The sequence below is a fragment of the Beggiatoa alba B18LD genome (assembly GCF_000245015.1).
Classification (GTDB): Bacteria; Pseudomonadota; Gammaproteobacteria; order Beggiatoales; family Beggiatoaceae; genus Beggiatoa; species Beggiatoa alba.
Genome location: NZ_JH600070.1, coordinates 2,702,823 through 2,715,218 on the forward strand (window position 1 = coordinate 2,702,823; position 12,396 = coordinate 2,715,218).

Annotated in this window: 12 protein-coding genes; 10 read left to right on the forward strand and 2 right to left on the reverse strand. The window is 42.4% G+C overall.

Annotation, left to right across the window (positions count from 1 at the left end):
• The 4 genes from sdhA (at position 1) to BEGALDRAFT_RS11090 (ending at position 3,885) form a co-directional block, all read left to right on the forward strand.
• Complete coding sequence (gene sdhA, locus BEGALDRAFT_RS11075) at positions 1–1,794, forward strand: succinate dehydrogenase flavoprotein subunit (protein WP_002690011.1); 1,794 nt, start codon at positions 1–3, stop codon at positions 1,792–1,794.
• A gap of 119 nt (positions 1,795–1,913) precedes the next feature.
• Complete coding sequence (locus BEGALDRAFT_RS11080; protein WP_002690012.1) at positions 1,914–2,723, forward strand: succinate dehydrogenase iron-sulfur subunit; 810 nt, start codon at positions 1,914–1,916, stop codon at positions 2,721–2,723.
• 125 nt (positions 2,724–2,848) lie between these two features.
• Positions 2,849–3,088, forward strand: a complete 240-nt coding sequence (locus BEGALDRAFT_RS11085; protein ID WP_002690013.1) for an FAD assembly factor SdhE — start codon at positions 2,849–2,851, stop codon at positions 3,086–3,088.
• A gap of 26 nt (positions 3,089–3,114) precedes the next feature.
• On the forward strand, positions 3,115–3,885 hold the full coding sequence (locus tag BEGALDRAFT_RS11090; protein ID WP_002690018.1) for a MipA/OmpV family protein: 771 nt from the start codon (positions 3,115–3,117) through the stop codon (positions 3,883–3,885).
• 51 nt (positions 3,886–3,936) lie between these two features.
• On the opposite strand, the gene BEGALDRAFT_RS11095 is transcribed toward BEGALDRAFT_RS11090, so the two are convergent.
• Positions 3,937–4,881 (reverse strand): AAA family ATPase, encoded by a 945-nt coding sequence (locus BEGALDRAFT_RS11095; RefSeq protein WP_002690020.1) that lies wholly within the window; start codon positions 4,879–4,881, stop codon positions 3,937–3,939.
• A gap of 218 nt (positions 4,882–5,099) precedes the next feature.
• Between BEGALDRAFT_RS11095 and BEGALDRAFT_RS11100 the strand changes: the two genes are divergently transcribed.
• From BEGALDRAFT_RS11100 to BEGALDRAFT_RS11110, 3 genes are read left to right on the forward strand one after another with little or no spacing between them, the layout of a single operon-like run.
• The gene (locus BEGALDRAFT_RS11100) at positions 5,100–5,807 is read left to right on the forward strand and encodes a SanA/YdcF family protein (protein WP_002690022.1); all 708 of its coding nucleotides are present in this window, start codon (positions 5,100–5,102) and stop codon (positions 5,805–5,807) included.
• Positions 5,808–5,811: 4 nt separating this feature from the next.
• The gene (locus BEGALDRAFT_RS18275; protein WP_002690024.1) at positions 5,812–7,569 is read left to right on the forward strand and encodes an adenylate/guanylate cyclase domain-containing protein; all 1,758 of its coding nucleotides are present in this window, start codon (positions 5,812–5,814) and stop codon (positions 7,567–7,569) included.
• Between the two features lie 42 nt (positions 7,570–7,611).
• Positions 7,612–8,385 carry an ABC transporter ATP-binding protein gene (locus BEGALDRAFT_RS11110; RefSeq protein ID WP_198284636.1) on the forward strand — a complete coding sequence of 258 codons (774 nt, stop codon included), beginning with the start codon at positions 7,612–7,614 and terminating at the stop codon, positions 8,383–8,385.
• A 20-nt stretch (positions 8,386–8,405) separates the two neighbouring features.
• On the opposite strand, the gene BEGALDRAFT_RS11115 is transcribed toward BEGALDRAFT_RS11110, so the two are convergent.
• Positions 8,406–9,659: a hypothetical protein gene (locus BEGALDRAFT_RS11115; protein WP_157237579.1), complete on the reverse strand. Its 1,254-nt coding sequence runs from the start codon at positions 9,657–9,659 to the stop codon at positions 8,406–8,408.
• Between the two features lie 295 nt (positions 9,660–9,954).
• On the opposite strand from BEGALDRAFT_RS11115, the gene purM reads away from it, so the two are divergent.
• From purM to folE, 3 genes are all read left to right on the forward strand, one after another.
• Positions 9,955–10,998, forward strand: coding sequence for a phosphoribosylformylglycinamidine cyclo-ligase (purM, locus tag BEGALDRAFT_RS11120; protein WP_002690030.1), 1,044 nt, complete (start codon positions 9,955–9,957; stop codon positions 10,996–10,998).
• The gene (gene purN, locus BEGALDRAFT_RS11125; protein WP_002690032.1) at positions 10,998–11,639 is read left to right on the forward strand and encodes a phosphoribosylglycinamide formyltransferase; all 642 of its coding nucleotides are present in this window, start codon (positions 10,998–11,000) and stop codon (positions 11,637–11,639) included. Before purM ends, purN begins: the two co-directional genes overlap by 1 nt.
• Positions 11,640–11,756: 117 nt before the next feature.
• Positions 11,757–12,365 carry a GTP cyclohydrolase I FolE gene (folE, locus tag BEGALDRAFT_RS11130; RefSeq protein WP_002690034.1) on the forward strand — a complete coding sequence of 203 codons (609 nt, stop codon included), beginning with the start codon at positions 11,757–11,759 and terminating at the stop codon, positions 12,363–12,365.
• Positions 12,366–12,396: the final 31 nt, after the last annotated feature.

A 12,396-nucleotide genomic window follows, 5' to 3' on the forward strand; every position in this document is an offset into this window, starting at 1 on the left:
TTGACTACGACAGCTTATAAAATTATTGATCATACCTACGATGTCGTAGTGGTCGGTGCGGGTGGCGCGGGTTTACGTGCGACCTTTGGGATGGCTGAAAAAGGCTTAAAAACAGCTTGTTTAACAAAAGTATTCCCAACTCGTAGCCATACCGTTGCTGCTCAAGGGGGCATTAGTGCGTCTTTGGGGAATATGGGACCTGATGATTGGCGTTGGCATATGTATGACACCGTTAAGGGGTCTGATTGGTTAGGCGACCAAGATGCTATCGAGTATATGTGTCGTGAAGCCGTGCCTGCGATTATTGAGTTAGAGCATTATGGTGTGCCTTTTTCTCGGACGGAAGAAGGGAAGATTTATCAGCGTCCTTTCGGTGGGATGACCACAAATTTTGGGGAAGGGACTGCACAGCGGACTTGTGCCGCCGCTGACCGTACAGGTCATGCGATGTTGCACACGCTTTATCAGCAATCTTTAAAGCATCAAGCTGAGTTTTTTATTGAATTTTTCGCCCTTGATTTAATCATGGACGAGTCTGGGGCTTGTCGTGGTGTGATGGCGTTGGATATGGCTGAAGGGGTTATCCATCGTTTCCGTGCGCAAATGACTGTTTTAGCAACGGGTGGTTATGGTCGTGCGTATTTTTCTGCAACTTCTGCGCATACCTGTACAGGTGACGGTGGCGGGATGGCATTGCGGGCGGGTATTGCATTGCAGGATATGGAGTTTGTGCAGTTTCACCCAACAGGGATTTATGGCGCGGGTTGTTTGATTACGGAAGGCGTGCGTGGTGAAGGTGGTTTCTTAACGAACTCTTCAGGCGAGCGTTTTATGGAACGTTATGCCCCGAATGCGAAGGATTTAGCATCTCGTGATGTGGTCAGCCGTTCTATGACGATTGAAATTCGTGAAGGTCGCGGGGTTGGTTCAGGTCATGATCATATTCATCTGCACTTGGAGCATTTAGGCGCGGAAGTGATTCATGAACGCTTACCCGGTATTGCTGAAACGGCACGGATTTTTGCAGGCGTTGATGTTAGTAAAGAGCCTATTCCTGTATTGCCAACAGTTCACTATAACATGGGCGGTATTCCGACTAATTATCATGGTGAAGTTGTCACCCTGAAAAATGGTAATCCTGATAGTGTTATCCCTGGTTTAATGGCGATTGGTGAAGCGGCTTGTGTGTCTGTACATGGTGCTAACCGTTTAGGGTCTAACTCTCTGTTAGACTTAGTCGTTTTCGGTCGTGCGGCTGCCTTACGTTGCGCAGAATTAAGCAAAGATTGGAAAACGCAAAAAGCCTTACCGAAAAATGCAGGCGACAACGCATTAGCCCGTTTAGATAAATTACGTCATGCGAAAGGTTCTTCTTCTACCGCTGATTTGCGCTTAAAAATGCAAAAAGTCATGCAGAATGACGCAGCAGTATTCCGTACAGGTCAATCTTTAAGTGAAGGTTCTCAAAAGATTACCGAAGTTTATAACGCTTTTGATGATGTAAAAGTCTCTGACCGTTCTTTAGTGTGGAACTCTGATTTAATTGAAACCTTAGAGTTAGATAACTTACGCGGTCAAGCCGTCGTCACCATGAATGCTGCCTTGAATCGGACTGAAAGCCGTGGCGCACATGCCCGTGAAGATTATCCAGATCGTAATGATGACGAGTGGATGAAACACACATTGATATGGTTGGATGATAAAGGAAATACCAGCATCGATTATCGTCCTGTTCATACCTACACCTTAACCGATGAGATGGACTACGTCGCGCCGAAGAAACGGGTGTATTAATTCAGTGTGATGGCGGGAGTAGCAATTGCTCTCCTGTCACTTCACCCTTGTTGTGTGATGTATTTTAGTTTCTACCTGTTTGATAAATGGGTAATTGAAGAACCGAAACGAGGTATGCAATGGCTGAGTTTAAACTTCCCGCGAATTCTGTCGTTAAAAAAGGGAAAAAACCTTTTAATACAGTGACGGATGCAAAACGGGTTAAACGTTTTGTTATTTACCGTTGGAATCCAGACACGGGCGAAAATCCGTATATGGAAACTTATGAAATTGATTTAGATAAATGTGGTCCTATGATTTTGGACGCATTGATTAAAATCAAGAATGAAATTGACCCGTCTATGACGTTCCGTCGTTCTTGCCGTGAAGGGATTTGTGGCTCTTGTGCCATGAATATCGGCGATAGCGCAGAGTTTGGCGGTAAAGGGTCTAATACGTTAGCATGTACGAAAGCTATCAGTGAGATTAAGGGCGATGTGGTGATTCATCCCTTGCCACATATGCCTGTTATTAAGGATTTAGTCCCTGATTTAACCCATTTTTATGCACAATATGCGTCTATTAAACCTTGGATGCAGACTCAAACTCCGCCCCCACCAGACCGCGAGCGTTTACAGTCTAAAGAAGAACGTGCCAAGTTAGATGGTTTATATGAGTGTATTCTGTGTGCGTGCTGTTCTACCAGTTGCCCCAGTTATTGGTGGAATGGTGAACAGTATTTAGGCCCTGCGATTTTATTACAGGCGTATCGTTGGATTATTGATAGCCGTGATGAAGCAACAGGCGAGCGTTTAGATGATTTAGAAGACCCTTTCCGTGTTTATCGTTGTCATACTATTATGAACTGCGCAAAAACATGTCCGAAAGGCTTGAATCCTGCTAAAGCCATTACGGCAATTAAGCAAAAATTGGTTGATAGAAAGGTTTAATTAAAAAAAACCGTGCTTGTTTTTTAGCTGTTAGAAAGCCGTTTATAGTGATATAAACGGCTTTTTTATTGCGTGCTATCCTGTTAAAACAATTGTGAATTAATCTTGCTAGAGAGAGTCAGTTAATGAGTGAGTTGTCTAAATTAAAATGGCGTTGTCGCCGTGGGATGAAAGAGTTGGATATTGTTTTTTTTCGCTATCTTGAGCAGGCTTATCCGAGCGCGTCTGTTGAGGAAAAAGCCTTATTTGAAACGATATTAGAGTGGCAAGATATGGAAATTTATGGCTATTTATTAGCTCGCTCTACCCCAACAGATGCGCAAGTTGTTAAGTTTTTTGAAAAGTTGCGAAGTCTAAGCGTTTAAGGGGTTTATTATGGAGATAAAAATAAATGAGATTGCGTAATTTATTGGTCGGATTCTGGCTTGTGTGTGTTGTCGTTCCTGTTTATGCCGCGCCACCGATGGGGGGGGCAGGGTGGAAAGGTAGCCTTGGATTGGGGGTGTTGTGGAAAGCAGAGCCGTATAAAGGGGAAGATGATACTATTTTGCCTATTCCTTTGATAAACCTTAAATATCAAAGGTTTTATATACAAGGGTTTACCGTTGGTTACAAGCTTATCGATGAGTTAGAGGGAAGTATCGATATAATTGCGCAGCCGCGTTTAGAGGGGTATGACGCAAGCGATAATGTTTATTTTGAAGGAATGGAAGACCGTGATTATTCGATGGATGTGGGGCTTGCGTTAAATGCACAGTTTGGGCGGGTTCTCTTCAATGTGACGGCGGTATCAGATGTGTTAGGGTATAACGATGGGCAAGAGGTTAGCGCGTCGGTTGGTTATAATTTTGTGTTTGGGGGAACGGGTCAGTCAGTTTTGCGGGTCACGCCGACATTGGGGTTAAAGTGGTTAAGCGCGAATTTGGTTGATTATTATTATGGTGTGCGGGCAGAAGAGGCACGTTTAGACCGTCCACAATATACGGGGGATGCAGGGTTTAATGGGACAGTGGGCGTTATGGCGAATTATTTTTTTACGACGCATTCGGGGATTAGCGCAGGGATTCAGTATGAAGCCTTTGGAAATGAAATTGCGGATAGTCCTTTGTTAGAAAAGGATTATTCCTTGAGAGTCTTTGCGGGTTATTCGTGGATGTTTTAATAAGCTACCCATTTAACTATTTGTTTAGCTTAAAAGTTAATCATGTATTGTTTACACTGGAACGGGGGTGTTTTGTAAAATGTTTGTGACTACATTTTGCGCTTCTACCCCTGAAAAACGGGCTTGTGAGTCGATTTTTAGACGGTGGGCAAGAACTACAACGGCAATTTCTTGGATGTGTGCTGGTGTTATAAAGTCTAGCCCATCAAATAGGGCAAGGGCTTGAGCAACTTTCATGAGGGATAAGGAGGCTCGAGGACTTGCGCCCATTTGTACGCCTGCATAATCGCGTGTTGTGCTGACAAGGCGCACGATATATTGTTTTAATTCTTCACTGACACGTACTGCTTGCACCGCTTGACGCAATAAACGTACTTCTTCCCGTGTTACGCAAGGTTGTATCTCATTCATCGGTTGTTCGGTGCGATGGGTCGTTAAAATCGCAACTTCATCCTCAAGACTGACATAGCCTAGTTGAAAACGCATGGCGAATCTGTCCATTTGAGCTTCAGGCAAGGGATAAGTGCCATGAAACTCGATAGGGTTTTGAGTGGCTATCACGAAAAATAATTCATCCAATGGATAGCGTGTTCCCTCTATACTCACTTGTTGCTCTGCCATCGCTTCTAATAATGCCGATTGCGCTCGTGGTGAGGCGCGGTTAATTTCATCGGCTAATAGAATTTCGGTAAAAATAGGCCCTTTATGAAAGCGGAAAGATTGTTCTCGCGGGTCAAATATGGATACGCCAAGTATGTCTGAGGGTAATAAATCGGGTGTAAATTGAATACGTTGAAAGGTGAGTTGTAAAGATTGCGCGAGGGCTTTGGCTAAAGTTGTTTTACCTGTACCGGGTAAATCTTCCAGCAAGACATGTCCACCACTGGCAAAGGCAGCTACGAGTTTACGAATAGCATTTTGTTGCCCTTTGACTACTTTATCTAAATTAGCGGTAATGCGTTGATAAATTGATAAGGGAGAGGAAGATACTTGCATGTGTTGATACCGATAAGGCGGTAGTAGGGATATTAATGCATTATACAAGGTTTAAATTGATTACAGAATGACAGATAAAATCTTAACTTATTGTTTGTAATCCCTGAACCTTATGTTAATAAAGAAAGTTTATAGGTAATGAGTATGTATATCGACTCACTATTGCAAACATTAATCTACTTAATTTAACTGATGGCGTTTTTTAACGCACACACACTATGTTAAGTTCTTTCTATTCATCATCGCGTACAGATAAGACATTAAAACGTTTATTTCTGTTCACCCGTTACAGCTTTAAAGTAGGCTTATTAAGCATAGGCTTATTAGGAATTATCATTTTTTTCATAGACCAATGGATAACATTAGCGACAAATGACAGGTTATATAATGATATACAGACAACCCCTATAAAACCTGTCGCGTTATTACTAGGGACAAGTAAGTATATTGCGAACGGTCAAATAAATTTATATTTTCGCTATCGCATCGAGGCAACCGTACAACTCTATCGTGCAGGCAAGATTCGACATATTATTGTCAGTGGTGACAACCGCAAAGCCTCCTATAACGAACCGTTGTACATGCAAAAAGCACTACTAGAGGCAGGAATCCCTGAGAATGCTATGACTCTTGATTATGCAGGATTTCGTACCCTAGACTCTGTTATTCGTGCACGGGAAGTTTTTTCCCAAAACGATTTTATTATCATTTCTCAAGCTTTCCATAACCAACGAGCTTTATTTATCAGCGATTTTTATGGCATACAAGCCATTGGTTTTAACGCTCAAGACGTTCCCACCAGTATGGATATTAAAACCCCGCTACGCGAATATCTCGCTCGTTTTAAAGCGGTACTCGATTTGTATCTCTTAAAAACCCAACCGCGTTTTTTAGGAGATAAAGTTCATATCGCGCTAGAGCCTTAACTTCATGTTGCGCATTCCCTTGATTAAAAAACTGAGCCGTAAAAATCGCAATCGCCTATTAGAAATCGGCAATATTCTTTCATTTGCAGTGGTTTACTACCTCATCAGTGAACTGAGTATCATACTTGGCAGTACAACGGGCGATGTAACCGCTATTTGGCCTGTAGCAGGATTAGGTTTTGCGGTGATGTTTATCTGGGGATATCGTTTTTTAATTAGCGTCTGGTTAGGCGAATTAAACTTGCTCTTTCTTGAGTCATTTAGTCATGAACAATTGTGGATAGCAACAGGGAATGCTGTCGCGCTTTTTATTGCCGTCTGGTTTATCAAGCGTTACGCGAAAAATGCGGATTTATTTGGATATACTAAGAATGTAATTTTTTTCATCTTTTTTGCGGTATTGCTCAGTAGCATGATTAGTGCGAGTGTAGGCAATACGGCTTTATATTTCTATGGCATTATCGAGGCAAGTTCATTATTAAATAATTGGTGGACATGGTGGCTTGCGGACATTGTTGGCGTGTTAGTTGTTGCACCATTAATTATCACGTGGCATCAAGAATGGCATATTCATTGGACTAGAAGCCAACTATTTGAAGCAATTTCACTTTTTTTCAGTTTAGGCATAACAGCATGGCTTATTTTTGGTCAACCGCTAAGTGAAGGCATTCGGGCTTATCCAATGGCATTTTTAATGATGCCGTTTATCATCTGGTCAATTTTCCGTTTTGGACAACGCGAAACCATGACCGTGATTTTTCTCCTATCTGTTATTGCCATTTTTGGCACTATCATGCGCGTTGGACCTTTCGTCCTGCCTTCACTGTATCAATCTTTATTATTGCTACAAGCATTCATTGGCGTTATCTGTTTAACCACTTTATTTTTAATGGCACTGATTAGCGAACGCACTAAACTAGAAGCCAGTATGTCGCGCTTTGTGCCCCATGAATTTTTAAGTTTTCTCAACAAAACCAGTATTATAGATGTCAATCTAGGCGACCATACTGAACGAGAAATGAGCGTACTTTTTTCAGATATTCGTGGCTTTACCTCTTTATCCGAAGCCATGACCCCGCAACAAAATTTTAACTTTATCAATGCTTACCTCAGCCGTATGGAGCCAATTATTAGTGAACATCAAGGCTTTATCGATAAATATATTGGTGATGCCATCATGGCACTTTTTCCTAAAAATGCCGACCAAGCCTTGCAAGCAGCTATCGAGATGCTCCAAACGCTTAATCAATATAACGAAACTCGTGGCAGACCAGGGCGACCTAAATTGCGCATTGGAATTGGTATCCATACAGGATTATTAATGCTTGGCACAGTGGGTGGACAAAGCCGCATGGATGGTACGGTTATCTCTGACGCGGTCAATCTTGCCTCCAGAACAGAAAGCCTGACAAAAACCTATGGAGTGTGTTTACTGATTACTGAACAAACCTATCAAAAGCTCAAAGACCCCACACAATATAAAATCCGTTTACTTGACCGCGTGATTGTCAAAGGGAAAACTAATCTAGTGACGCTTTATGAAGTGTATGATGCTGACCTACCGCCTTTAATTGCGCTGAAAAATCAAACATTATCACAATTTGAGCAAGCCTGTTTATCCTATCACCAAACTAACTTTTTACTGGCACAACAACTATTTGAAATGGTTTTAAGCATTAATGAGCAAGATGATGCGGCAAAAGTTTATTTAGACCGCTGTCACAATCATTTACGCAACCCTTGCGCGAATAATCCGAATTAGTCTAAATTCCTATATTCATACCGCCCCTTAATGATTCACGCTATGTCTTTATCGCCCGCAATAGAAATTAATCAATTACGGACTCAATTCGGCAAAATGGTCATCCATGAAAATCTGAATATGAGTATTTATCCGCAGGAAATTGTGGCAATTATTGGCGGTAGCGGTACAGGAAAGTCGACGGTATTACGGGAAATTATTTTGCTAGAAAAACCCGTGTCAGGCTCAATTAAAGTGTTAGGGCGAGAAGTCTTAGGCTTAAGCGACCGACAAGCCCTGTGGTTACGGCGTGAATGTGGCATGATGTTCCAAAACGGCGCATTATTTAGCTCATTGACGGTAGCGGAAAATATCGCAATTCCCCTACAAGAACACACACAATTAAGCAAAACGACCATTGCAAAATTAGTTGCTTATAAAATCGCATTAGTAGGATTACCCGCCCACGCGGGCAATAAATACCCCAGCCAATTGAGTGGCGGAATGATAAAACGCGCTGCTGTCGCCCGTGCGCTAGCTTTAGACCCGAAAATTTTATTTTTAGATGAACCTACCGCAGGATTAGACCCTGTCGGCGCGGATGCATTAGACGATATGGTCTTACAATTACGAGAGTTATTAGGCTTAACTATCGTCATTGTCACCCATGATTTAGATACCTTATGGAAAGTTACGGATAAAATCGCCGTGCTTGCGGATAAAAAAGTTTTAGCCGTTGAACCAATTCGAAAGCTACAAGAAATCGATCACCCATGGCTGAAAGAATATTTTCACGGTGCACGCGGACGAGTTACTGCACACGCCCAAACCGCTTAAAAACTCCCTCCTTGCCTCTCCTAACCGTTTATCCAATCATAACTATACAAAACGAATAGTGATAAGCCTATCATTTTCAACGTAAATCCAATATTCCAGCGTGTCATTGTATAAGTATTTAAATGAAATCGACCTTGCATCATCAAGTGCATGGCAGAAAAAGGCGTACCTGAAACCCCTAAACCCCAGCCGATTAAAAAAGTCATGCCTAATAAATTTGGGTCGTGCGGAATAGGTAAAAATAAAGGGCTCAAGGTGGTAATGCTGATTAAAGGATGTACGCCAATAAAAGCAATCGATAGGATAACGATTAGTAAAAAACTCGCTTCGATAAAACCAAACTGGCTTAATGGCAACTGAATCGCTAAAACTTGTAACACGCCACTAATGCCCGCAGCCATCACGCCCGCCGCTAAAAAAAGCAGTAATTCTCCTGACATTGTCGGTAAACCATGCGTGATATGAGTATAAAACTGCTGGAACGCGCTTCGCCCCCCATGACGCAGACTGAGCACGAGAAAAACCAGCAACAACGGCAATAGGGTAATTAACGTTAAAACAGGGACTTGTGGCAATAAAAAGTGGGTAATGACCACACATAACGCCAGTAAGGAAGGTATCCACAAAGCGGCAAAATGCATGGGATAACCAGTGAACGACTCACTTTCTGCTTCACCGTTTAACGCTCGCCCTGTCAACCATAAGCCACACAAAGCCAATGGGAAACCCATTAACATCAGTAATAAAAAATTGATATGCGGAATATATAAGTACACGACTGCCATCGCCGCAAAAAAGGGCGACCACAACACCGCCATGCCAAAAGCCCGCGATAAAATAATGGCTTGTTGACGGCTTAAGGTATGCTGTTGCGCGGCTAAACGGTCGCCCATAATCACCAAGACAGACATATTGATAAAAAAGCCAAAGAGATGCACACCGTACAAAGTCCGTAATAACGCCGATTTTCCCGTAGGCAAGGTTTCATGCTTTTGTAAACGTGGTTGTGTCACTAAACGCAAAAAGCCGACGGAGGCTAACATGGCTAAAACCGCTTGATTAATAGAAATAGCAGCACTTAAAACCGCTTGATTATTTTGAGAAAGACTAAAGATAATCCCCAATAAGCCTATCGTGAAGATAATCCATACTTGGTATTTTTGCTGACGCGAGACCCGTTTAAATAATAAAATGCCTGCTAACCATGCACATATCCCCGCTAAAACAGGATGTGTTAATTTTGTTAATCCATGAATAATAGATAAAATTATCATTAAAAACAGGAAAATCCCTGCAATACTTAAAATTACTGAGTGCTTGTTATGCGTCATAAACAGCCAACGTCGTAGCGACTAAAATAAATTGAAGAAATTCGTAAAACATTTATTATCTCGCAAATCATGCGCAAGACTTGCAAAAATCCGTCATCCGCAAAAAATGGATAGAACATTTTAAATAACAACCCATTATTGATATGGTTATCAGTCATGATGAAGCGGTTTAAAGTGACTTCAAGGTCATGTCGCTGATATTCTCTTTTCTTAAATTTACACAGTTCAATAAAACACCGTGAAAAATCAAATTTCTTTAACTTATCGTGATGCAGGAGTCGACATAGACAATGGCGACGCACTGGTCGAACGGATTAAACCGATTGCCCGTCGGACACATCGCCCCGAAATGCTGGGCGGTATTGGCGGTTTTGGCGCATTGTTTGAAATCCCTTTAGACCGTTATCGCCAGCCTGTCTTAGTCTCTGGTACAGACGGCGTGGGAACAAAATTAAAACTCGCCATGCAGTTAGGTAAACACGACACAATTGGCATCGATTTAGTTGCCATGTGCGTTAATGATGTCCTAACCTCTGGTGCAGAACCATTATTTTTCCTCGACTACTATGCAACAGGTGCGTTAGACGTAGAAATTGCTAGCAGTGTGATTAGTGGCATCGGTAAAGGCTGTGAACTCGCAGGGGCTGCGTTAGTCGGGGGTGAAACCGCAGAAATGCCCGGCATGTATCACGGTGAAGATTATGATTTAGCAGGCTTCTGTGTTGCAGTGGTGGAAAAATCAAAAATCATCGACGGCAGTCAAGTGAAAGCAGGCGACGCGCTGATAGGGCTTGCCTCTAGTGGCGTACATTCTAACGGTTACTCCTTAGTGCGTAAGTTATTAACCTTAAGTAATGCCGATGTCCATCAAGCCTTTTATGGGCGGACACTGGGCGATACCCTGCTTGAACCCACCCGTATTTATGTAAAATCCATTTTAAAACTGCTTGAAAAAATTCCCGTTCACGCGCTTGCCCACATCACAGGCGGTGGCTTAACAGGAAATGTGCCACGTGTTTTACCCACAGGCTTATGTGCGCGGATTAATACGAAAAGTTGGCATCGTCCGCCTGTTTTCGATTGGCTACAAACACAAGGCAATATCGCCGACGATGAAATGTATCGCACGTTTAACTGCGGTATTGGGATGGTTGTCTGTGTCGCGCCAGCGGATTTAGATGCCACCATGCAATGCTTACACGATGCTGGGGAAACCGTGTGGCATATTGGCGAAGTAGTTGAAGATGCTACAAACAGCATCATCTTACATGCTGGCGCATAATGGAACGATTGGCAGTTGTTATTTTAATCTCAGGACGAGGCAGTAATTTAAAAGCCATTATCGACGCGGCAGACCCGTTAGTGGACATCCGCGCAGTGATTAGCAACCGTCCACAAGCGCAGGGTTTAACATACGCAGAACAAGCAGGTATTCCCTGTGAAATCATAGACCATACCCAATTTGCTGACCGTGCAACGTTTGATACCGCCTTACAAATCTGTATCAACCGCTATCAAGCACAATTAGTGGTATTAGCGGGTTTCATGCGGATTTTAACCCCCGCTTTTATTCAACATTACTTAGGGCGTTTAATTAATATTCACCCGTCCCTATTACCTGCCTTTAAAGGCTTGCATACCCATCGGCAAGCCTTACAAGCTGGAGTAACAGAACACGGCGCGACCGTGCATTTTGTTACCCCAGAATTAGACAGCGGCGCGACGATTTTACAAGGACGTGTACCTGTCTATCACGATGATACAGAAGAACAATTAGCACAACGTGTGTTACAAATAGAACATCAACTTTACCCGCAAGTCATTCACTGGTTTGCTAAACGGCGTTTATGCTTACAAGGGCATCAGGTTTATTTAGATAATCAACGATTAAATCCTGAAGACTACACCATTAAGCTGTTATAAAAACAAACTCGATACAAGGGAATTGCCTGATTGTTTCTAGTTGTATTTTTTATCACTGTATCAACCATCAATCATCATCGTGTTGATTAACACTAAACTCCAAAAGGTCGTGATGTTATGTTCCAAGACGCTTCAAAATATCCTATTCAAGACAATGCTGTTGATGTCCTGACATCTGTTTATCGTGACATTATCACCAATGTCGGTGAAGATGTGACTCGTGATGGTTTATTAAAAACCCCAGAGCGTGCCGCAAAAGCAATACTGCGTTTAACCAGCGGTTATCAACAAGATTTACAATCGATTGTCAATGGGGCGTTATTTGAATCAGACAGTGACCAAGTTGTCTTAGTACGAGATATTGAATTTTATAGCTTATGTGAACATCACCTGTTGCCGTTTTTTGGTAAATGTCATGTTGGCTATTTACCACGTGGCAAAGTGTTAGGTCTGTCTAAAGTCGCGCGAATTGTTGATATGTTCTCACGTCGCTTACAAATTCAAGAACAACTTACCCATCAAGTTGCTTTAGCAATTCAGGAATGTACAGATGCATATGGCGTTGGGGTTGTCATGGATGCACGTCATATGTGTATGATTATGCGGGGGGTAGAGAAACAAAGCTCAAGTACAACCACCTCCGCAATGCTTGGCACATTCCGCCAAAACCCTGCCGCCCGTGCGGAGTTCTTATCATTAATCGCATCCTCTAACTCTAGTTTATAATTCAAAGCGTTAATTAGAGACCTGCTAAGTT